Consider the following 21,623-nt stretch of genomic DNA (forward strand, 5'->3'; position numbering starts at 1 on the left):
AACGGCTGGACTGCGCTGGGGACCGGCGTTGGACGCCGAGTCGGACTCGCGAAACTTGCACATACGGGGCGGGCGCGTGACATGACCGAACCAATCGTCCGTCGTGGCGATGCCGATATCCTCAAGCAATTCACTCCCAAGCTTATTTCGGCACTGCAGGAAGGCTACGGCCCCGATCGCTTGAAGGCCGACGCGCTGGCGGGCCTCACGGTCGCGATCGTCGCCCTGCCGCTCTCCATGGCAATCGCCATCGCCAGCGGAGCAACACCGGCGGCGGGCCTGTTCACCGCGATTATCGGCGGCTTCTTCGTCTCGGCACTGAGTGGCAGCCGCTATCAGATCGGTGGGCCCGCCGGGGCCTTCATCGTCCTGATCGCGGCGACGATCGACCAGCACGGCTTCGATGGGTTGCTGCTGGCGACGCTGATCGCAGGCGCACTCCTGATCGCCATCGGCCTGCTGAGGCTTGGCACCTATATCCGCTACATCCCGCATCCCGTGCTGGTGGGCTTCACCACCGGGATCGCCATCATCATCTTCGCCAGCCAGATCCGCGACCTGCTCGGGCTGACGCTGCCCGGCAAGGAGCCGGCGGCGCTGCTGCCGAAGCTCGGGGCGCTTGCCGCCGCGCTCGGCACGCTCAATCCCACCGCTTTGGTGCTCTCGCTGCTCACCATCGGCGTCATTCTGGGTCTCAGGCGCATCCGGCCGACATGGCCTGGGCTCTTGATCGCGGTGGCGCTCGCAGCCGCACTGGTCTTCCTGCTGAAGCTGCCGGTCGAGACGATCGGCACGCGCTTCGGCGGCATCCCAAGCACCCTGCCCGCCCCGCACTGGCCTGGCTTCACGCTCGACAAGCTGGTCGCGATCCTGCCCGCCGCGCTCTCGATCGCGGCGCTGGGCGGCATCGAATCCCTGCTCTCGGCCGTGGTCGCGGACGGGATGACCGGGCGGCGGCATCGCTCGAACATGGAACTGGTCGCCCAGGGGGTTGCCAATATGGCGTCCTCGCTGTTTGGCGGCATCTGCGTCACCGGCACGATCGCGCGCACGGCGACCAATGTGCGGGCCGGCGGCGTCACGCCGGTCGCCGGCATGCTGCACGCGCTGTTCATCCTGCTGTTCATCCTGATCGCCGCGCCATTGGCGGCCTATATCCCGCTCGCGGCGCTGGCAGGCGTGCTTGCCGTCGTCTCCTGGAACATGGCGGAGAAGGCGGCCTTCGCCGCGATCCTGAAGCATTCACGCGCCGACGCCGTCGTCCTGCTCGCGACCTTCCTGCTGGTGATGTTCGAGGATCTGATGGTGGGTATCGGCGTCGGCGTCGTGCTCGGCTCATTGATCTTCATGCACCGCATGGCGCAGGTCGTGACTGTCGAGGCCGGCATGGAGGCCGCCTCCGAAGAAGATGAGGCCGATATGGCTGTCGCGGCACAGCACAATGGCAGCGTCTTTCACTACAAGATCAACGGGCCGCTGTTCTTCGGCGCGAGTACGCAGGTCATCACCGTGCTCGACCGGATCGGCAGCTATCCGGAGCGGATCGTGCTCGATCTCTCGGGCGTGCCCTTCGCCGATTCGAGCGCGGCCGTGGCCTTGAAGGCGGTGATCGACAAGGCGAAGCATCATGGCGCGACCGTCGAGATCAGCGGCGCCACCCCGGCCGTGCGGCGCGTATTGCTGCATGAGGGCATCCGCGAGCCACTCGTCGCCTTCCGCAACGCTTGACCTGCGACGCGGCGACCGGTGGCCAAGCCTGTCTGCTTCAGCTAGCGACACAGTTATGAGCACTTCGCAGGACAACGAGGTCGATATCGCGATCGTCGGCGCCGGGGCCGTCGGTCTCGCTGCCGCGCTTGCGCTGGCCAAGGACGGGCGACGCGTCGCCGTGCTCGGCCCCCTCGCCGCGCCGCATGATGGGCGGACCGTGGCCTTGCTCGACGGCTCCTGGCGGCTCCTGGCCGAGTTCGGGCTGACCGATGCGCTCACCGGCAAGGCTGCTCCGCTGGAAGTGATGCGGCTTGTCGACGACACCGGCAGCCTATTCCGCCAGCCGCCGGTCGAATTCAGGGCCTCGGAGGCTGGGCTCGTGGCTTTCGGCTGGAATGTTGGGAACGCCGAGCTCGTGGCGGCATTGGTGAGCGCGGCGCGCGAGCATGACGGCATCCGGCTGGTCGAAAGCCTGGTCTCGGCGATCACGCCCGATCAGGGTGGCGTGATGCTCACCGGCGAGGGCTTTTCGCCATTGCGCGCCCGCCTCGTCGTCGGGGCCGATGGCCGCCAGTCGCGGGTGCGCGCCGCCGCCGGCATTGCCGCGCGCGACTGGCGCTATCCGCAGGTCGCGCTGACGGCGATCCTTGATCATCGCCGAGACCATCAGGAGACCTCGACCGAATTCCACACCCGCAAGGGCCCCTGCACGCTGGTGCCGCTGCCCGGCCGACGCTCATCGCTGGTCTGGATGCTGGATCCCGCGGAGGCAGAGGCGGTCGCTGCGCTGGATGATGCCGGCTTCGCCCGCCGGGTCGAGACGCAGACGCATTCGCTGCTCGGCGCGATGAGCCTTGCCGGCCCGCGCGGGCGCGTTCCGATGGGTGGCCTTTCCGTCGAGCGTTTCGCAGCCAACCGCATGGCGCTGATCGGCGAGGCGGCGCATGTGTTTCCGCCGATCGGCGCACAGGGGCTCAATCTCGGCCTGCGCGATGTGATGGCCTTGCGCGAGGCGCTGCTCGGCTCGGATGATCCGGGCGACGATGTCGTGATGGCGGCCTATGACCGGGCGCGCCAGAGCGATGTGCGCTTGCGCACCAGTGCGGTCGATGCGCTGAACCGCACGCTGCTGACCGATCTGCTGCCGGCCGATCTGCTGCGCGGCGCCGGGCTTCTGGCGCTGTCGCGGATCGGCCCGTTGCGCCGCTTCGTCATGCGACAGGGGCTGGCGGGCGGGACTGCCCGCTGAAGTGCGCTGGCCCGCTTGGGGCTTCAGCCGTTCTTGGGCTTGAGCAGCTCATCGGTATCCACTCCGCTGGCGGCAACCTTGCGCAAGGCTTGCGCCTGATCGCGAAAGACCGGCGCGAGCGGCAGCGGCGTCGAAACGAGGCGCTGTCCGCCCGGCTCTTCGGCCTGCGCATCAAGTAGGCCGCGCGCGGTCAGATGCGGGTCCGTGACGGCCTCCTCCAGCGTGCGCACGACCGTGCAGCAACAATCGAGCGGCTCCAGCAGATCGCGCCAATGCGCAGCGGGGGCTGATGCGATGATGGCTTCGATGGCGGCTTTCGTGGCGGCCGGATCGGTACTGTCGTCGCGCAAGCGCTCTTCAAGAGCGATCGCCTCGCAGAAGCCGTTCCAGAATTTCGGCTCCAGAGCGCCGACTGCGAGAAACCAGCCGTCCTGAGTGGCATAGAGCCCATAGCGCGGGCTTGCCCCGGTCAAGAGGCCCTCCCCGCCGGCGGGATAGCGTCCGGCCGCCTGCCCCTGCGCCATGCCGTACCAGGCGAAGGCCGGCATCGCGTCCGACATGGCGATATCGAGATGGCAACCCTCGCCGCTGCGCTCGCGCTGGCGCAGGGCGAGCAGGATGTTGAGCACGGCCGGCATCGTGCCGCCGCCGATATCAGCGACGAGCGCGGGCGGCAGTGGCGCCGGTGCGCCGCGCTTCAGCGACTGGCCGAGCGGCCCACCGATAGCCTGGTAATTGATGTCGTGGCCGGCTTCCTGCGCGCGCGGGCCGGTCTGGCCGAAGCCGCTGATCGAGCAATAGATCAGGCGCGAATTGATGGCCTTCAATGCTTCGAAGCCGAAGCCGAGCCGCTCCATCACGCCGGGCCGGAACTGCTCGATCAGGATATCGGCGCGCGTGATCAGCGGTGTCAGGCGCGCCAGGGCATCCGCTGCCTTGAGGTCGATCTCGAGGCTCGCCTTGCCGCGGTTGAGCACGGCGAAGGGGGCGGAGGTTTCGCCGAAGCGCGGCGGAAAGCGGCGCATGTCCTCGCCGCCCGGGCGCTCGATCTTGACCACCTGCGCCCCTGCCTCCGACAGGAACAGGCTCGCCAGCGGTCCCGGCAGCAGCGTCGAGAAATCCAGAACCAGCAGGTCGTCCAGCGGCAGCATCGGCGCCTCGCTTCGGCACCGGCTTGGCCGCGCGCTCAGGGGAACAGGTCGGCGACCATCCTGCCCGTCTTCACCAGCCACAGGAAGCCCGTCAAAGTGCCCATCGACACGATGGTGCCGACCAGGATGCAGGCCGAGGCGCGCTCGACACCCACCTTGTACTGCGTCGAGATCACGAAGATGTTCAGCGCCGGCGGCAGAGCGGCCATGATGATGGCGGTGAAGATCCACTGGTCGGGCACATCGGCGATGGCCGAGAGCAGTACCCAGACCAGCAGCGGGTGCAGCACGAGCTTGACCAGGACCAGCAGCGGCACCTCGCCGGGCATCGCCTTCATCGGCCGCAGCGCCACCGTGACGCCGAGCAGGAAGAGCGCGCAGGGCGCGGCCGCCTGCGAGAGCCAAAGCGTCATCTTGTCGATCGCCGTCGGCAATTCGAGATGGGTGAAGGCCGCGATCACACCTGCCGCGGTGGCGAGGTTGAAGGGGTGGGTCAGGACCTTCCAGACGATCTCGCCCATGGTTGCGGGCAGGCTCTTCTTCTCGACACCGGCGATCGCCATCAGGAAAGGGACCAGCGAAAACAACAGGATGCTGTCGAAGACAAAGACCAGCACCAGCGGCGCGCTCGAGGCCGGACCGAGCGCTGCCAGGATCAGCGGCGGGCCCATATAGCCGATATTCGAATAGGAGCCGGCCACTCCCTGCATCACCGACTGGGGTATGTCGCGGCGGGTGAATTTCATCCCGATCGCGAAAGACAGGGCAAAGGCGCAGAAGGTCGACAGCGTCGTAGCGATGACGAAGCGCCAATTGCTGAGCTCGCTCAGCGGCTTGTCGGCGATCAGCCGGTAGAACAGCGGCGGCAGCGCGACATAGATCAGGAAGAACTGCAGCCAGGCGAGCCCCGCCTCCGGCAATCGCTTGTAACGCCCGATGATGAAGCCGAGCAGGATCAGCCCGAAAAAGGGCGCGACGAGATTGAAGATTCCGGCGAGGTCGGCCATGCGGATGGGTGCTACCTGAGACGGGCGCTGTGGCCCGCGTTAGAGCAGGATGCGAAAAAGTGGGCACCGGTTTTTCGCATCCTGCTCTAACTCTTATGAGAGCCGGAATGACGGCGTTGCCTGCCGTTTAGCCGCTTCATGCCAGCGTGCAAGCGCGTTCGCGCCGTGCCGGCAGTCAGCCATCGCCGGGCAAGGGTATTATTCCTGGGAATATAGACCTAACAAATGTGTTAGGTAATATTTCCTAGGCATTGAATCTCCGCCTCCCGCTGCCCGCATAATGGACGATGGACGGGATAGGCGGCCTTCGTCACATTGCGGCATTGCACCATGGAGCCTCGCCATGACCGTCAAGACGCCGCGCCAGTTCTTCCGCCCGCTCGCCATCGGCGCGCCGGAGCCGTTCCGCGAGCTCCCGCTGAAACTGGAACGGATGATCCATTTCGTGCCGCCGCATCTGGAAAAGGTGCGCGCCAAGGTCGGTGAGCTCGCGGGCCAGGTCGATATCGTGCTCGGCAACCTCGAGGACGCCATTCCCGTCGAGGCGAAGCAGGCGGCCCGCGACGGCTTCATCGCGATGGGCAAGGCCGTCGATTTCGGCAAGACCGGGCTGTGGACGCGGGTGAACGCGCTGAATTCGCCCTGGTTCCTCGACGATATCACCGCGATCATGGCGGAGATCGGCGGCAAGCTCGATGTCGTGATGGTGCCCAAGGTCGAGGGGCCATGGGACATCCATTATGTCGACCAGCTGCTGGCCCAGTTCGAAGCCCGGCACAGCCTGCCCAAGCCGATCATGATCCACGCCATCCTCGAGACCGCCGAGGGGGTGAAGAATGTCGATACGATCGCAACCGCCTCCCCGCGCATGCATGGGATGAGCCTGGGGCCGGCCGATCTCGCGGCCTCGCGAGCGATGAAGACGACACGCGTCGGCGGCGGCCACCCGGAATACAAGGTCATAGCGGATCCCACGACGGATGGCGCCCCGCGCGCCGTCGCCCAGCAGGACCTCTGGCACTATACGCTCGCCAAGATGGTCGATGCCTGCGCAGCGGCCGGCATCAAGCCGTTCTACGGGCCCTTCGGCGACTTCGCCGATACGGCCGCCTGCGAGGCGCAGTTTCGCAACGCCTTCCTGCTCGGTTGCTCGGGCGCCTGGACATTGCATCCCTCGCAGATCGAGATCGCCAAACGCGTCTTCAGCCCGGATCCCGCCGAGGTCGCCTTCGCCAAGCGCATCCTGGAAGCGATGCCGGACGGCTCCGGCGCTGTGATGATCGACGGCAAGATGCAGGATGATGCCACCTGGAAACAGGCCAAGGTCATCGTCGATCTGGCGAAACAGGTCGCGGGACGCGACCCGGCACTTGCGGAACGCTATGGGTTATAATCACTAATTTCAGTTGGAACTTGTTGATTTTGACGTATTTGCGACGCAATCCTCAAGCAAGCGCCTGACAATATTTTAGCCGGGCACCTCTTCCGCTTACCCGCCCCAGCATGGACCAAAGCCTACGATGCAAGCACGTTCGGCGAAATTCAGGATCGGACAGGTGGTCAAGCACCGCGTCTATCCGTTCCGTGGCGTGATCTTCGACGTCGACCCCGTTTTCGCCAATTCGGACGAATGGTGGTTGGCGATCCCGGAGAATCTGCGCCCGTCGAAGGACCAGCCTTTCTACCATCTCTTCGCCGAGAACGAGGAGACGGAATACGTCGCCTATGTCTCGGAGCAGAACCTTGTGATCGACGAGTCGGGGCGGCCGATCCGCCATCCGCAAGCCAAGGAATTTTTCCGCCGCGATCGCAAGGGGCAATACCAGATCGATCGCGCCGGATTGAACTGAGGCCGGCCCTCGATCCACGCAAGCCCACATCCATGTGGTCATGAGAAGGCCGGCGATCATGAAAAAGGCCGGCCCCTCCTGGGACCGGCCTTTTCCTTGTGACGTCGTCTCCTGCCTATCAGGGCTTGGGAGCAGCTCCAGGGGCCGGCGCAGCGCCCGGGGCCGAAAGCCCGCCCGGCACGGCAGGCGCAGCTCCCGGGACGCCCGGAGTGGCGTTGGCGCCGCTGCCGCCAAGACGCTGGCGCAGCTCTTCCTGACGCTTGGCCAACTCGTCCTGCAGGGCCTTCTGCTGGTCCTCGAGCACCTTGGGATCGATCGGCGCGCCGTCGAACCCCTTGGCGAAATCGGAGAGCGGAATGGAGAAGGAGACCTCGCGCGCGCCCTGGTTCTGGACGCTGATGCTGAGATTGGTGCCCTTCTTCATCGCATTGATGAAGTCGTCCTTGACCTGCGCCTCGGCGAAGCAACCGTTCGGGAAGCAGATTGCATAGCGGCCCGGGGTGGGCTGCGCGGTATCGACGCCGAAGCGGATGCCCGGCTGCAGCAGCAGGCCGAGCGGCATCAGGAAGCGCACGATCTTGTTGGGATCGCCCTTGACGTCATAGACGGCGACCGCGAGCACCGGCTGGCCCTGGTCGGAGACGAAATCGCGCGTGGTGTAGCAGATTTCCTTGTTGGCAGCCTGGTCCTTGCCGCAGACCTTGGTCCAGTTGGTCTGCGAGGGCTCGGGCTTGACCTGAACGACGGTCGGGCCGGTTGCGGCCTGTCCGCCCTGGGGAGCGGCGGGCTGCTGAGCCGGTTGGGCAGGCTGCGCGGGGCGCTGCGCGGGGCGCGGGGCCTGGGCGAAGGCGGCGACGGGGCCAAGACCCAGCGCTACGCTGAGGGCGGCGCCCAGAACGCGCGAGGACAAGCTAAACGAAGCGGACATCTGTCATTCCTTAATCTGCGAATTCGGGACCACGACTTCGCAAGCCGCGCGCGCCACCATCGACAGCCCAATCGCATATCAGCGCCAGCCACCGCAAGCCGAGCACATCAGGGGTGATTGAGGCGTTTGCATGACACCTAGCGTCGCCTTTAGCGAGTTCCGTTACATGATTCCAGTCCGAATAGCTGCGTGACTGCGAAGTTGCCGTGTTATCCTCACGCACGGGAATCAGGTTTGACGATGTCTTCGCCTCGCATGGGCCGCTCCGCATTGCGCACTGCGGCCAAAGCAATCTTCTCTGCATTGACGCTCATCCTGGCGATGGGCGCGGATTCGCATGCCGAATCGCCCTCCTCTGCCCATGCCATCGCGATGCATGGCGAGCCGGCCCTGCCGCCGGGCTTCAGTCATCTGCCCTATGCCGATCCTGACGCCCCCAAGGGCGGGCGCATCGTCTTTGGCTTGCAGGGCACGTTCGACAGCCTGAATCCGCTGGTCGTGCTCGGCGTCGCGCCCGACGCCGTGCCGCGCTACGTCCAGCAGAGCCTGCTCTACCGCTCAGCCGATGAACCCTTCACCGCCTATGGCCTGCTCGCATCCCGCGTCGAGCTCAATGAGGCGCGGACCCGGCTCGCCTTCGAGATCGACGAAAGAGCGCGCTTCTCCGACGGGACGCCGGTGACTGCCGACGACGTGCTCTTCACCTTCGAGATGCTGAAGACCAAGGGCAAGCCATTCCACCGCTCCAGCCTCGGCCGCGTGACGAAGGCCGAGGCGCCCTCGCCGCGCTCTGTCGTGTTCGAGTTCGGCGACGGCTCGAACCGCGAATTGCCATTGGTGATCGGCGCGATGCCGATCTTCGCCAGGCACGCCACCAATGCGGACACTTTCGGCGAAACCAGCTTCAAGCCGGCGCTCGGCTCTGGCCCCTATCTCGTCAGCGACGTCAGGCCCGGCGAGGCGCTGACGCTGAAGCGCCGCAAGGATTTCTGGGCCGAAAACCATCCGCTGACGCGCGGCCTCTTCAATGCCGATGAGATCCGCTACGATTTCTATCGCGACGCCAACGCCTTGTTCGAGGCCTTCAAGGCAGGCCTTTACGACATCCGGCTCGAACCCGATCCGACACGCTGGATGACCGGCTATGACGTGCCTGCCGTGCGCGATGGTCGCATCGTGCGGGAAGCGCTGCGCTTCCAGGCCCCCAAAGGCATGACCGGCCTCGTCTTCAACACACGCCGGCCGGCCTTCGCCGATGTCCGCGTCCGCGAAGCGCTTGGCATCATGTTCGATTTCGAATGGGTCAACCGCAACCTGTTCCACGGCGTCTATCGCCGCGCCGGCAGCTTCTTCTCCGATTCGGAGTTGTCGGCGCTCGGCGTCCCCGCTGATGCGCGGGAGAAAGCCTTGCTGGCTGCGTTTCCGGGCAGCGTGCGCGACGATATTCTCGCCGGAACCTGGGTGCCGGCTGCAAGCGACGGCTCAGGCCGCGACCGCGAACAGGCCCGCAAGGCGCTCGATCTGCTGCAGACGGCTGGATACGAGCTTCAGGACGGGGTTCTGCGCAATACCAGGACGACCGAGCCACTCGCCTTCGAGATCACCGTCACCAACCGGCCTCAGGAGCGTCTTGCACTGAACTATGCCGCTTCGCTCGGGCGTCTCGGCGTCGGTGTCAACGTCAGGCTGATCGACGATGTGCAGTACTGGCGCAGGCTGTCGGCCTTCGATTTCGACATGATCCAGTGGACATGGCCGGCCTCCGCCTCGCCCGGCAACGAACAGGTCGGCCGCTGGGGCTCAGTCAATGCCGACCGCAAGGGCGCGCTGAATTATGCCGGCGTGAAATCGCCGGCCGTCGATGCTGCCCTGCAGGCTATTCTGGCAGCGCGCGAGCGCGAGGATTTCGTCGCGGCCGTGCGCGTACTCGATCGGGCGCTGCTCTCGGGCTTCTATGTCGTGCCGCTATATTACCTGCCCGAGACATGGCTGGCGCATTCACGCGATGTCACCTTGCCAACACGCAAGCCGGCCTATTTCCTCGCCACCGAAGCTCTGGCGCGCCGCCCGGCGGCGTCGGCGCCGGCCAACTGAAGGGCAGCCGATGCGGGCAGAACAGGACGACGCCGCTTCCGCCCTGCTCGACGGGCTTGACCTCGACACCCTGCTGAAAGCCCTGACCCGCAGCCGGGGGTATGAGGCGGCGCTGCGCGACCCGCCGGGACGCCGGGGCTGGAGCGACACGATCCCGACCTCGCTGAGCTTCATGCAGCTCGAGGAGCGTGTCGACCAACTCGCGCGATTGCTCGCCGTCAATCACGCGCAGCCGGGCGCGACCGTCGCCATCCTGGCGCCGCTCGGTCCGGAGGCGATCGTCGCCATCCTCGCCAGCTTGCGCGCGGGCCTGTCGCCGCTGATGCTGCCGCTGCACGGCAATGAACTCGAGCTGCTGGGGTTGGTCGAGGCGTCCAACGCAGTGATGGCGCTCGGCGTCGGCCGTGTCGGGCCGCTGCGGCCGCTGATCATGCTGCGCAATCTCGCCGTCCGGGCCTTTGGCACGCGCTTCGTGGGCGGTTTCGGGCAGGATGTCCCCGACGGCGTCGCGCCTCTCGATGCGCTGATGGCGAGCGCCGGCCTGCATCCGCTGCCCGAACAAAGCGGGCGACCGGTTCTCCAGGTCGTCGATGCGCTGAGCTTCGCAGGGCCCTTGATGGTTTCCGAGCGCGACGTGCTCGGCAAGTCGCTGGAGATATCGCGCCTTTTGAAGCCGTTGGCCTCGTCGCGGATCGTGACCACGCTGGTCGGCGGCGACCTCGCCGCCTTGGCGACCGGGCCGGGCATGGCGCTGCTGACCGGCGTCGAATTGTTGCCGCTCGGCCTGTTCAGCCTCGGCGACCTGCAGGCCTGCGTCGCGGGTGGACGCAACGTCCATCTCGTCCTGCCGGGTGCGATGGAGCCGGCGCTGGCGCGCTCGCGGCTGGCCGCCGACCCCTCGCTGGCGAGCGTCGTCCTGGTGCACCGCCCAGGAGACGGGCGCAGCTTGCCGGCGCTCGACCGGCCCGATCTCGCCATCGTCGACATCGATGTCCGCTCGGCGGCGGAGATCGACATTAGCAGGCGCTGATCGTCAGGCGGCCTTTCAAGCCGCCTTCTTGCGCTCGGCAATCCGGGCCATGTCTGTCAACAGGCGGCGCGTGCCCTTGAGCCGCTCCTCGGCAGTCTCGAAATCATCGATGAAGACGACGCGCATGTCGGGGCGCACCTTCGCCAGCGTGCCCTGCTTGGCGACATAGCCGACGAGGCCCTCGGGGTTGGCGAACTCGTTGTCGCGGAAGGCGACGATGATGCCTTTGGGGCCAGCCTCGACCTTCTCGACATTGGCGCGTTTGCACAGGGCCTTGATCGCGACGATTTCCAGAAGCTGCTGCACTTCGTCCGGCAGCGGGCCGAAGCGATCGACCAATTCCGCGCCGAAGGACTGGATGTCGCCATCGTCGTCCAGCGTCGAGAGGCGCTTGTAGAGCGTGAGCCTGAGCGTCAGGTCGGTGACGTAATGCTCGGGGATCATCACCGGCGCGCCGATCTGGATCGTCGGCGACCATTGCGCGTTGCTCTCGAAATCGACACCGGACTTCAGCGCCGCGACCGCCTCCTCCAGCATCTGCTGGTAGAGTTCGTAGCCGACTTCCTTGATATGGCCCGACTGCTCGTCGCCGAGCAGATTGCCGGCGCCGCGGATGTCGAGATCGTGGCTGGCGAGCTGGAAGCCGGCGCCCAGCGTGTCCAGCGATTGCAGGACCTTGAGGCGGCGCTCGGCCTGCTCGGTCAGCTTGCGGTTGGCCGGCATGGTGAAGAGTGCATAGGCGCGCACCTTGGAGCGGCCGACACGGCCCCTGAGCTGATAAAGCTGGGCGAGGCCAAACATGTCGGCGCGGTGGACGATGAGCGTGTTGGCATTGGGAATATCGAGGCCCGATTCGACGATCGTGGTCGAGAGCAGCACGTCGTACTGGCCCTCGTAGAAGGCCGTCATGACGTCCTCGAGCTGGCCTGCCGCCATCTGACCGTGGGCGATGCCGACCTTGGCCTCGGGCACCTGCTTGTCCAGGAAATCCTTGACGTCGGAAATGTCCTCGATGCGCGGCACGACATAGAAGCTGCGGCCTCCCCTGTAGCGTTCGCGAAGCAAGGCCTCGCGCACGATCAGCGGGTCGAAAGGCGTCACGAAAGTGCGCACCGCAAGCCGATCGACCGGCGGCGTCGCGATGATCGAGAGCTCGCGCACACCGGTCATGGCGAGCTGGAGCGTACGCGGGATCGGCGTCGCCGTCAGGGTCAGCATATGGACCTCGGCGCGGAACTCCTTCAGCCGCTCCTTGTGGTTGACGCCGAAATGCTGCTCCTCATCGACGATGACAAGGCCGAGATCCTTGAACTCGATCGCCTTTCCCAGCAGCGCATGGGTGCCGACGACGATATCCATCGTGCCGTCCTTGATCCCGGCCTTCACCGCCTTGAGGTCGGCCGCGGCCACGAAGCGCGAGGCCTGGCCGACATGGACCGGCAGCCCTTTGAAGCGCTCGGCGAAATTGCGGTAGTGCTGGCGCGCCAGCAGCGTGGTGGGCACCACCACAGCGACCTGCTTGCCGTTCAGCGCGCAGGCGAAAGCAGCCCGCAGCGCGACCTCTGTCTTGCCGAAGCCGACATCGCCGCAGACCAGCCGGTCCATCGGCCTCCCCGCGGCCATATCGTCGAGCACGGCATCGATCGTGGCCTGCTGATCCTCGGTCTCCTCGAAGGGGAAGCGGGCGCAGAACTCGTCGTAGAGCCCTTCCTGCGGGACCAGGCGCGGGGCCTCCTTGAGTGCGCGCGCGGCTGCGATCGCGATCAGCTTGCCCGCCATCTCGCGGATGCGCTGCTTCAGCTTGGCCTTGCGCGCCTGCCAGCCACCGCCGCCAAGACGGTCGAGCGGAACTTCGGTATCCTCCGAACCGTAGCGCGAGAGCAGTTCGATGTTCTCGACCGGCAGGAAGAGTTTCGAATCCGCCGCATAGTGGATTTCGAGGCAGTCATGCGGCGCGCCGACCGCCGTGATCGTGCGCAGGCCAATGAAGCGGCCGATACCGTGATCGACATGAACCACAAGATCGCCGGGGCTAAGCGATGACAGTTCGGCGATGAAATCCTGCGGCCGGCGCGTCTTCTTGCGCGGGCGCACGAGGCGGTCGCCCAGAATGTCCTGCTCGCCGATGACCGCAAGCTTGCCGGCCTCGAAGCCGGTCTCGAAGCCCCAGACGGCCAGCGCCGTCGTGCCGGGCTTGAGATCGAAGGCGGCGCGCAGCGAACCCGTCGTCTGCACGGTCTTCAGGCCGTGATCAGCCAGCACATGCGCCAAACGCTCGCGCGAGCCTTCCGACCAGGCTGCGAGGATGACGCGGCGGCCATCGGCCTGCAGCGCCTTCACATGGGCGACGGCTGCATCGAACACGCTGCCGGCATTGTCGGCGCGCTCGGCAGCGAAGCTGCGGCCCTGGCGCGCGCCGAGATCGACGATCAGCTTGCCGTCGCTGTCGGGCAATTGGAACGGCGTCAGCGCGGCGACGCCGGCCTGGTCGACGATCCCGCGCCATTCCGCCGGCGAGAGATAGAGCGCATTCGGCAGCAGCGGCTTATAAGGCGCGCCGCCGGCGCTCGGCTGGTCCATCGCCGCCTTGCGGGCGTCGTAATAATCCTTGATCAGGCTGATGCGCTCGCCCACCGCGTCATCGGCCTGGGCATCGAGCACCAGCGGGACATCGGGCAGATAGGCGAAGAGCGTGTCGAGCTTGTCGGCCAAGAGCGGCAGCCAATGCTCGAGCCCGGCTGGGCGGCGGCCTTCGCTGACTGCTTCGTAGAGCGTGTCGTCGCGGCCGGGCGTGCCGAAGGTCGTGATGTAGCTCTGGCGAAAGCGCTTGATGCTTTCGCTGGTCATCTGCGCCTCGGACATCGGCACGAGATCGAGCCCGCGCAATTGCCCGGTGGTGCGCTGCGTCTCGGGATCAAAGGTGCGGATCGATTCCAGCGTATCGCCGAAGAAATCAAGCCGGATCGGCGCCGGCATGCCCGGCGGGAAGAGATCGACGATGCCGCCGCGCACGGCGAACTCGCCGGTCTCACGCACGGTCGAGGTGCGCAAGTAGCCGTTCATGTCGAGCCAGCGCGCGAGCTGCTCGGTGTCGACCATATTGCCCGGCGCGGCCGAAAAGCTCTCGGAGGCCACCTTGCTGAAGGCCGGAACGCGCTGGAGCGCCGCATTGACGGTCGTCAGCAGCAGGCGCGGCTTGTCGCCGGACTTCGTCTTGGCGAGCCGCGACAGTGTCGTCATGCGATGCGCGACGATCGAGGGGGCCGGCGAGACGCGGTCATAGGGCTGGCAGTCCCAGGCCGGGAAGGACATCACCTCGAGATCGGGCGCAACGAATTGCAAGGCGTTCTCAAGCACCTGCAGGCGCTGACCGTCACGGGCGATGAAGACGAGCATGGCCGCGCCCTCGGCCTTCTTCGCCCGGGCGCGCACGAGATCGGCCAGAATGACGGCGTCGAATCCGTCGGGAACGCTGGCGAGCGTCGGCTTGTCGCCGCGGTTGAGCGCATCGAGGATGCGGTCGCTCTGCAGCTTGGCGAGTTGGGCGGGAGGCGGGATGCTCATATGAAAAGCGTCATTCTCGTGGAAAGCGTCATTCTCGGGCTTGTCCCGAGAATCTCGGGACAAGAGGCCACTGGTTTCAGAGATGGTCGGGTCAAGCCCGACCAGGACGAAGGCGCGAGCGCGCGCCTCATCGTCTCACACATGAATCGGCTTGCCGTGGTGATGAAATGCCTTCAGCCGCCGGAACAGGTCAGTATCGTAATTTGTGGGAACCTCGGCTTCGCCCGTGATCCATGACAGCAGGTCGCGGTCGAGCACTTCGATCAGTTGCTCGAACAGATCGAGTTCGGCGTCGCTCAGCGTGCCGATCTCGGCGTCGGCGAAGCGGCCCATGATCAGATCGGTCTCGCGCATGCCGCGATGCCAGGCGCGAAACAGGATCTTTCGCCGGCGCGGGTCGAGATCGGCGCTGGTCCTCGTCGAGCCACTCATGTGAAAACCTCGGGCAAGAAATCTGGAACGGTGCAATGACGATTGGGCCGGCCCCGTCGCGGAGCCTGCCGTCGCGCGCTATATAGCGTTGCGACCCGACGAAGTCAGCGGCAGAACGCCTAAGATCTTCGCACTCCTGACATGTCCCGAGTAGCCGCTTGCGCCCATCCCTTCTCGACCCGCTGTTCGCCCCCGTGACGACGCTGCCGGGCGTCGGCCCCAAGCTCGGCAAGCTGCTGGACAAGCTCCTCGGCGACGAGACGCGCCCCGCACGCGTCATCGACCTGCTGTTTCGCTTGCCGACCGGTGCGATCGACCGGCGGCCGAGCCCTTCGATCGCCGATGCGCCGATCGGCGATGTCGCGACCTTCAATGCGCAGGTGACCGAGCATCGCCCCGCGCCGCCCACCAAGGCGAAGGCGCCCTATCGCATCATCGTCGAGGACGAGACCGGCGACGTGACGCTGGTGTTCTTCCATGCCGATGTGCGCCATCTCCTGCAGACCCTGCCGATCGGCGCCTACAGGCTCATCTCCGGCAAGCTCGAGCTCTGGGACGGCATGCGCCAGATGGTGCATCCCGACCGCATCCTCGATCCCAAATTCGCCGCGACGTTGCCGGCGATCGAACCGGTCTACGGACTGACCGAAGGCCTCAGTGCCCGGGTGATGACGCGGATAGCCGGCGCGGCTGCAGAAAAATGCCCCGATCTGGCGGAATGGCAGGACCCGAGCTTCCTGGCCAAGAGCGGGTTTGCGCCCTTCTTCGAGGCGATGCAGGCCCTGCATCATCCGCCCGATCTCAAGGCGATCGAGGGCGACACGATCGCGCGTCGCCGCGTCGCCTATGACGAATTGCTGGCGAGCCAGATCGCGCTCGCTCTGGTGCGACGGCAGCAGAAGAAGAAGGCCGGCCGGGCGACCGCTGGGGATGGCGTGTTGCGGCGGCGGATCGAGGCCGCCCTGCCCTTTACGCTGACGGAGGGCCAGCGGCAGGCGCTCAATGACATCCATGACGACATGGAAAAGCCCGAGCGCATGCTGCGCCTGCTGCAGGGCGATGTCGGCTCGGGCAAGACGGTCGTCGCCTTGATGGCGATGGCCGCCGCCGCCGAGGCCGGGCGGCAATCCGTGCTGATGGCCCCGACCGAAATCCTGGCGCGCCAGCATGCCGAGCGGCTGGCTCCACTCGCCGAGACCGCGGGCCTCAAGCTCGCATTGCTGACCGGGCGCGAAAAGGGTCCGGGCCGGGCCCGTGTGCTGGAGGGGCTGGCGAATGGGGAGATCGCGATCGCGGTCGGTACCCATGCGCTGTTCCAGGAGGGGGTCGCCTTTCGCGATCTCGCGCTTGCCATCGTCGATGAGCAGCACCGTTTCGGCGTGCATCAGCGCCTGCTGCTCGGCTCCAAGGGCGAAGCGGTCGATATCCTGGTGATGACGGCGACGCCGATCCCGCGCACGCTGTCGCTGACCTGGTTCGGAGACATGGATATCTCCGTGCTGGCCGAGAAGCCGGCGGGACGCAAGCCGATCGCGACCAAGGCGATCTCGCTCGACCGCTATGACGAGGTCGTCGGCGCGGTCGGGCGTGCGGTCGAGGCCGGCGCCCAGGTCTATTGGGTCTGCCCCTTGGTGCAGGAATCCGACACGCTCGACGTCGCCGCCGCGCAGGAGCGCTTCGATGCTCTGCGTGAGTTCTTCGGCGAGCGGGTCGGGCTGCTGCACGGCCAGATGCCTGGACGCGACAAGGATGCGGCGATGTCGGCTTTCGTGGCGGGCCAAACGCGCGTCCTGATCTCGACCACGGTGATCGAGGTCGGCGTCGACGTGCCCAATGCCAGCGTGATGGTGATCGAACATGCCGAACGCTTCGGTCTGGCGCAGCTCCACCAGCTGCGTGGGCGCATCGGGCGCGGCTCGGCCGCCTCGAACTGCCTCCTGCTCTACAAGGGACCTTTGGGACCGGTAGCCGAAGCACGATTGACCATCATGCGCGAAACCGAGGACGGTTTCCGCATCGCCGAGGAGGATCTGAGGTTGCGCGGCGAAGGCGAGGTGCTGGGCACCAAGCAGTCGGGCTCGCCGGACTGGCAGATTGCGCGACCGGAAACGGATGGCGATCTGCTCGCCGCCGCGCGCGACGATGCCCGCCTGCTGATCGAGCGCGATCCGCAGCTCGAGGGTCCGCGCGGCGAGGCTGTGAGGACATTGCTCTATCTATTCGAGCGCGATGTCGCGATCAGGCTGTTGCGCGCGGGGTAGCAATCCCGATCAAACGCGCCCCGGAGGATCCGACCAGTGCTATTTGCCGGTATCCGTGCCCGGCATCAGCTTCGGCGCGGCCTCGCCCGGCTGGATCAGTCCCGCCGACATGATCAGCTTGGCGCCGTCCTCGACGGAGATCGTCAGTTCGATGACCTCCTTGCGCGGCAGGTAGAAGAAGAAGCCCGTCGTCGGGTTCGGCGTGCAAGGCAGGAAAACCCCGATCTGCTCATTTCCATCAGGCAGTTTTCCGGCGATCTCGGGCGCGGCCTCCTGCGCGATGAAGACGATCGACCACATGCCCGGCTGCGGGAACTGCACCATCCCGACCTTGCGGAACGAGGTGCCCGATTGCGAGAAGATCGTCTCGAAGACCTGCTTCACGCCCTTGTAGAGGCTGCGCACCACCGGCATGCGATTGAGCAGCGCTTCGCCCGCCTCGATCAAGGTGCGGCCGACCAAATTGGCGGTGAGGAAGCCGAGCAACGTCAGCCCGATCAAGCCGATGATGATGCCAAGGCCAGGAATCGGAAACGGCAGATAGGAATCGGGCAGATAGGAGTTCGGGATCAACGGCTTCACCAGCCCGTCGATCAGGGTGATGAACCACCAGGTCACAGAGGCTGTGATCGCCAGAGGAGCCGCGATGACGAGCCCGGTCAGGAAATAGCGCCGCAGCCGCGTGCCGGCCGTCGGGCGCAACAGGTCGGTCTGGATGATGAGGCGGGGATCAGGCGGGCCGGCGGTCATGCGAAGGTTCCGGTCAGTCGGGCGTTCAGCCGCCATTGGCCGGCCACCATGCGACAGACGTGCCAACGCTCCCAGCAGAATTCAAGGATCCAGCGGAATTCAAGGATCGTGGCGTGGCCCGGCGAACAAGCTCGCCCCAACATATTGCCGTTTGATGTCGGTTCGCCGCGAGCCGGCCGGGGCCGGCTCGCGCACAGCCGTCATTCCACCGTGACGGACTTCGCCAGATTGCGCGGCTGATCGACGTCCTTACCCATGAAGACGGCGGTCTGGTAGGCGATCATCTGGATCGGCAGGGCGTAGACGATCGGCGCGAAGGTCGGATCCATGTCCGGCATGACGATCGTCGCCTCCGGCTCGATGCCACATTCGGCGGCACCCTTGGCATCGGTGATGAGGATGATCCGCCCGCCGCGCGCCGCGACCTCCTGCATATTCGACGCGGTCTTCTCGAACAGCGCGTCATGGGGCGCGACGACGATGACCGGCATATCCTCGTCGATCAATGCGATCGGACCGTGCTTGAGTTCGCCAGCCGCATAACCTTCCGCATGGATGTAGCTGATTTCCTTGAGCTTCAAGGCGCCTTCCAGCGCCAGCGGGAAGCTGGTGCCGCGGCCGAGATAAAGCACGTCCTTTGCGCGCGAGAGCTTGTGCGAGAGCTGCTCGATCTGTGGCTCGAGCTCCAGCGCGCGAGCCATCAAACCCGGCAGCGAGATCAGATGCTGCACATGGCCGGCCTCGTCCTCGGCCGAGAGCGTGCCGCGGGCACGGGCTGCGGCGAGCGCGAGCGACGCGAAAACCGCGAGCTGGCAGACGAAGGCCTTGGTCGAGGCGACGCCGATCTCGGGGCCGGCGAGCGTCTGCGCGACCGCATCGCTCTCGCGCGCGATCGTCGAGGTCGGCACGTTGACGACCGAGAGAATGACTTGCCCGTTCTGGCGGGCATAGCGCAACCCGGCTAGCGTATCGGCGGTTTCGCCGGATTGCGAGACGAAGAGCGCCAGGCCCTGGTCCGGCAGCGGCGCCTCGCGATAGCGGAACTCGGAGGCGACATCGATCTCGACCGGCAGGCGCGCCAGCTTCTCGAACCAGTATTTCGCGATCAGGCCGGCATAATAGGAGGTGCCGCAGGCGCTGATCGTCAGGCGCGAAAGGCTCTTCCAGTCGATCTGGTCGCCGAAGGGCAAGCGCACCTTGCCGTTGGCCATGTCGAGATACTGCGTCAGCGTGTGGCCGACGACCTCGGGCTGCTCGTAGATCTCCTTGGCCATGAAATGGCGGTGATTGCCCTTCTCGACCAGGAAGGCGCCGGCAGCGACTCGCTGGGCGCGGCGTTCCACCTGCTTGTTGGTCTTGTCGTAGAAGGTCGCGCCGCGGCGATGGAGCACGACCCAGTCGCCCTCCTCCAGATAGGCGATGAGATTGGTGAAGGGCGCGAGCGCCAGTGCGTCCGAGCCGAGATACATCTCGCCCTCGCCGACACCGACGGCCAGCGGCGAGCCCTTGCGGGCTCCGATCAGCAGGTCGTCCTCGCCCTGGAACAGGAAGGCGAGCGCGAAGGCGCCGTGCAGGCGTGGCAGGCTGGCAGCGACCGCATCGACCGGGTTCTTGCCACGATCGAGTTCGCGGGTGACGAGATGGGCGACGATCTCGGTATCGGTCTCGGTCTCGAAGACGTAGCCGTCGGCCTGGAGCTCGGCACGCAAGTCGCGGAAATTCTCGATGATGCCGTTATGCACGACCGCGAGCTTCGGGGTCGCGTGGGGATGGGCGTTGGTCTCGTTGGGCTTGCCATGGGTCGCCCAGCGGGTGTGGCCGATGCCGATCAGGCCTTCGAGCGGCTCGCTCGAGAGCCTGATCTCGAGGTTCTTGAGCTTGCCTTCGGCACGGCGGCGGGCGAGCAGGCCGTTTTCCAGCGTCGCGACGCCAGCCGAATCATAGCCACGGTACTCGAGCCGCCGCAGCGCCTCGATGACCTGGGGCGCGACCGCTTCCTTGCCCAGAATACCCACGATGCCGCACATGCCAAAACCTCTTCAGACGTTGCCGTTGGCACACCGCATAGCGGGCAACGGCGAACATTCCCAATCACTCTAAATGTAGAACTATGAACGGCGGCTTGCGGGGACGGCCGCTTTTCACGGTTATTCCGGCGTTTTCTTGGCTGCGGACTTCTTCGCCATGGCCTTGTCGCGGAATGTCTTCGCCCAACCTTCGCGCTCGATCTGACGGCCGCGGCCGATAGCCAGCGCGTCGGCTGGAACATCCTTGGTGATCACCGAGCCCGAGCCGATGATGGCCCGGTCACCGATCGTCACCGGCGCGACCAGCGCGGAATTGGAGCCGACGAAGGCGCCGGCTCCGATCGAGGTCTTATACTTGAAGAAGCCGTCATAATTGCAGGTGATGGCGCCGGCGCCGATATTGGCATCGGCTCCGACACTGGCATCGCCGATATAGGTGAGATGGCTGACCTTGGCGCCTTCGCCGATATCGGCTGCCTTGATCTCTACGAAATTGCCGACCTTGGCATTGGCGCCGAGCTTTGCGCCCGGACGCAGGCGGCCATAGGGGCCGACCGTCGCGCCAGGCCCCACTTCCGCCCCCTCCAGATGCGAAAAGGCGTGGATGACTGCGCCGTCAGCGACGGTGACACCCGGACCGAAGACGACATTGGGCTCGACCAGCACATCCTGCCCCAACCGCGTATCGAAGCTGAAGAACACCGTCTCCGGCGCGATCAAGGTCGCGCCCTGCTTCATCGCCTCCAGTCGCTTGCGTCTTTGGAATTCAGCTTCCGCGGCAGCAAGTTGCACGCGATCGTTGACGCCTTGCACCTCGCTCTCGGCGGCCTGCAGCGCGACCGCCTTCAGCCCGCGTTCGCGCGCGACGCCGACGGCATCGGTCAGGTAGAACTCGCCTTGCGCATTGGCGCTTCCGATCGCCTCCAGGATTGATAGCGCCTGGCCGCCGTCGAGCGCCATCAGCCCGGCATTGCACAGGCGGATCGCGCGCTGCGCCTCGGTTGCGTCCTTGTGCTCGACGATGGCCACGAGTTCGCCGTCCGCGGTCACGAACCGTCCATAGCCGGCCGGATCTTGCGCCTCGAAGCCAAGCGCGGCAACGCTCGCGCCCTCGGCCAGAGCCTGGCGAAGGCCGAGGAAGGTCTGCGGCCGGATGAGAGGCGTATCGGCGAAGGCGACAAGAATGTCGTCATGCTTGCCCGACAGCGCCTCGCGCGCCGCGAGCACGGCATGAGCCGTGCCGCGTCGCTCGGCCTGGATCGCGATCGCAGCCGAGGGCAGCAGCGCGCGCGCCTCGCTTGCGACATCGGGCCGGCCGGGGCCAATCACGACCACGACCGTGTCGGCGCCGGCCTCCGCCACGGTGGCGAGCGCATGAGCCAAGAGCGAACGGCCACCGACCTCGTGCAGCACCTTCGGCTGCCGCGATTTCATGCGCGTGCCCTCGCCGGCTGCGAGAATGATGGCGAGACAAGACCGGTCGGACTGCATTTTGGTCATGATTATCGTTTCCCTTGGCGCCCCAACGGCAAATCCTGCCGGTCACATCCTGGGTCGTCGCTGGCGATCT

At 66.1% G+C, this 21,623-nt stretch carries 15 protein-coding genes; 7 read left to right on the forward strand and 8 right to left on the reverse strand.

Annotated elements, in window-relative coordinates; all coding sequences use genetic code 11:
• Window positions 1-81 precede the first annotated feature (81 nt).
• Window positions 82-1,728 carry a SulP family inorganic anion transporter gene (locus J2Y55_RS05705; protein WP_310149009.1) on the forward strand — a complete coding sequence of 549 codons (1,647 nt, stop codon included), beginning with the start codon at window positions 82-84 and terminating at the stop codon, window positions 1,726-1,728.
• 55 nt (window positions 1,729-1,783) lie between these two features.
• On the forward strand, window positions 1,784-2,959 hold the full coding sequence (locus J2Y55_RS05710) for a UbiH/UbiF family hydroxylase (RefSeq protein ID WP_310149011.1): 1,176 nt from the start codon (window positions 1,784-1,786) through the stop codon (window positions 2,957-2,959).
• 23 nt (window positions 2,960-2,982) lie between these two features.
• Here J2Y55_RS05710 and J2Y55_RS05715 read toward each other — a convergent pair whose 3' ends face one another.
• Complete coding sequence (locus tag J2Y55_RS05715; protein ID WP_310149014.1) at window positions 2,983-4,110, reverse strand: CaiB/BaiF CoA transferase family protein; 1,128 nt, start codon at window positions 4,108-4,110, stop codon at window positions 2,983-2,985.
• 35 nt (window positions 4,111-4,145) lie between these two features.
• The gene (locus tag J2Y55_RS05720; RefSeq protein ID WP_310149017.1) at window positions 4,146-5,117 is read right to left on the reverse strand and encodes an AEC family transporter; all 972 of its coding nucleotides are present in this window, start codon (window positions 5,115-5,117) and stop codon (window positions 4,146-4,148) included.
• A gap of 343 nt (window positions 5,118-5,460) precedes the next feature.
• Between J2Y55_RS05720 and J2Y55_RS05725 the strand changes: the two genes are divergently transcribed.
• A complete protein-coding gene (locus J2Y55_RS05725) occupies window positions 5,461-6,510 on the forward strand; it encodes an HpcH/HpaI aldolase/citrate lyase family protein (RefSeq protein ID WP_310149021.1) in 1,050 nt (349 codons plus the stop codon).
• Window positions 6,511-6,637: 127 nt separating this feature from the next.
• Window positions 6,638-6,967, forward strand: coding sequence for a heat shock protein HspQ (gene hspQ / locus J2Y55_RS05730; RefSeq protein ID WP_069691631.1), 330 nt, complete (start codon window positions 6,638-6,640; stop codon window positions 6,965-6,967).
• 118 nt (window positions 6,968-7,085) lie between these two features.
• Here the strand turns inward: hspQ and J2Y55_RS05735 are convergent, their stop codons facing one another.
• Window positions 7,086-7,895: an invasion associated locus B family protein gene (locus J2Y55_RS05735; RefSeq protein WP_310149026.1), complete on the reverse strand. Its 810-nt coding sequence runs from the start codon at window positions 7,893-7,895 to the stop codon at window positions 7,086-7,088.
• Between the two features lie 240 nt (window positions 7,896-8,135).
• Here J2Y55_RS05735 and J2Y55_RS05740 point away from each other — a divergent pair, with 240 nt between their 5' ends.
• Window positions 8,136-9,989, forward strand: a complete 1,854-nt coding sequence (locus J2Y55_RS05740) for an extracellular solute-binding protein (protein ID WP_310149029.1) — start codon at window positions 8,136-8,138, stop codon at window positions 9,987-9,989.
• Window positions 9,990-9,999: 10 nt separating this feature from the next.
• Window positions 10,000-11,019 (forward strand): AMP-binding protein, encoded by a 1,020-nt coding sequence (locus J2Y55_RS05745; protein ID WP_310149032.1) that lies wholly within the window; start codon window positions 10,000-10,002, stop codon window positions 11,017-11,019.
• 15 nt (window positions 11,020-11,034) lie between these two features.
• On the opposite strand, the gene mfd is transcribed toward J2Y55_RS05745, so the two are convergent.
• Complete coding sequence (gene mfd / locus J2Y55_RS05750; protein WP_310149035.1) at window positions 11,035-14,583, reverse strand: transcription-repair coupling factor; 3,549 nt, start codon at window positions 14,581-14,583, stop codon at window positions 11,035-11,037.
• A 135-nt stretch (window positions 14,584-14,718) separates the two neighbouring features.
• A complete protein-coding gene (locus tag J2Y55_RS05755) occupies window positions 14,719-15,015 on the reverse strand; it encodes an FAD assembly factor SdhE (protein ID WP_310149037.1) in 297 nt (98 codons plus the stop codon).
• Between the two features lie 158 nt (window positions 15,016-15,173).
• Between J2Y55_RS05755 and recG the strand changes: the two genes are divergently transcribed.
• Window positions 15,174-17,276: an ATP-dependent DNA helicase RecG gene (recG, locus tag J2Y55_RS05760; protein WP_310149040.1), complete on the forward strand. Its 2,103-nt coding sequence runs from the start codon at window positions 15,174-15,176 to the stop codon at window positions 17,274-17,276.
• Window positions 17,277-17,315: 39 nt separating this feature from the next.
• Here the strand turns inward: recG and J2Y55_RS05765 are convergent, their stop codons facing one another.
• The 3 genes from J2Y55_RS05765 to glmU all read right to left on the reverse strand — a co-directional run bounded on the left by J2Y55_RS05765 (window position 17,316) and on the right by glmU (window position 21,544).
• A complete protein-coding gene (locus J2Y55_RS05765; protein ID WP_310149043.1) occupies window positions 17,316-18,026 on the reverse strand; it encodes a DUF502 domain-containing protein in 711 nt (236 codons plus the stop codon).
• A 200-nt stretch (window positions 18,027-18,226) separates the two neighbouring features.
• Window positions 18,227-20,053, reverse strand: coding sequence for a glutamine--fructose-6-phosphate transaminase (isomerizing) (gene glmS, locus J2Y55_RS05770; protein WP_310149045.1), 1,827 nt, complete (start codon window positions 20,051-20,053; stop codon window positions 18,227-18,229).
• A 120-nt stretch (window positions 20,054-20,173) separates the two neighbouring features.
• Window positions 20,174-21,544, reverse strand: coding sequence for a bifunctional UDP-N-acetylglucosamine diphosphorylase/glucosamine-1-phosphate N-acetyltransferase GlmU (gene glmU / locus J2Y55_RS05775; RefSeq protein ID WP_310150619.1), 1,371 nt, complete (start codon window positions 21,542-21,544; stop codon window positions 20,174-20,176).
• Between the last annotated feature and the right edge of the window lie 79 nt (window positions 21,545-21,623).

This window comes from Allobosea sp. BE125 (genome assembly GCF_031456075.1).
Lineage (GTDB): Bacteria > Pseudomonadota > Alphaproteobacteria > Rhizobiales > Beijerinckiaceae > Allobosea.

Coding starts and splice junctions, on each gene's coding strand:
- J2Y55_RS05705 (WP_310149009.1), top strand. CDS start 82: ATGACCGAACCAATCGTCCGTCGTGGCGATGCCGATATCCTCAAGCAA.
- J2Y55_RS05710 (WP_310149011.1), top strand. CDS start 1,784: ATGAGCACTTCGCAGGACAACGAGGTCGATATCGCGATCGTCGGCGCC.
- J2Y55_RS05715 (WP_310149014.1), bottom strand. CDS start 4,110: ATGCTGCCGCTGGACGACCTGCTGGTTCTGGATTTCTCGACGCTGCTG.
- J2Y55_RS05720 (WP_310149017.1), bottom strand. CDS start 5,117: ATGGCCGACCTCGCCGGAATCTTCAATCTCGTCGCGCCCTTTTTCGGG.
- J2Y55_RS05725 (WP_310149021.1), top strand. CDS start 5,461: ATGACCGTCAAGACGCCGCGCCAGTTCTTCCGCCCGCTCGCCATCGGC.
- hspQ (WP_069691631.1), top strand. CDS start 6,638: ATGCAAGCACGTTCGGCGAAATTCAGGATCGGACAGGTGGTCAAGCAC.
- J2Y55_RS05735 (WP_310149026.1), bottom strand. CDS start 7,895: ATGTCCGCTTCGTTTAGCTTGTCCTCGCGCGTTCTGGGCGCCGCCCTC.
- J2Y55_RS05740 (WP_310149029.1), top strand. CDS start 8,136: ATGTCTTCGCCTCGCATGGGCCGCTCCGCATTGCGCACTGCGGCCAAA.
- J2Y55_RS05745 (WP_310149032.1), top strand. CDS start 10,000: ATGCGGGCAGAACAGGACGACGCCGCTTCCGCCCTGCTCGACGGGCTT.
- mfd (WP_310149035.1), bottom strand. CDS start 14,583: ATGAGCATCCCGCCTCCCGCCCAACTCGCCAAGCTGCAGAGCGACCGC.
- J2Y55_RS05755 (WP_310149037.1), bottom strand. CDS start 15,015: ATGAGTGGCTCGACGAGGACCAGCGCCGATCTCGACCCGCGCCGGCGA.
- J2Y55_RS05765 (WP_310149043.1), bottom strand. CDS start 18,026: ATGACCGCCGGCCCGCCTGATCCCCGCCTCATCATCCAGACCGACCTG.
- glmS (WP_310149045.1), bottom strand. CDS start 20,053: ATGTGCGGCATCGTGGGTATTCTGGGCAAGGAAGCGGTCGCGCCCCAG.
- glmU (WP_310150619.1), bottom strand. CDS start 21,544: ATGCAGTCCGACCGGTCTTGTCTCGCCATCATTCTCGCAGCCGGCGAG.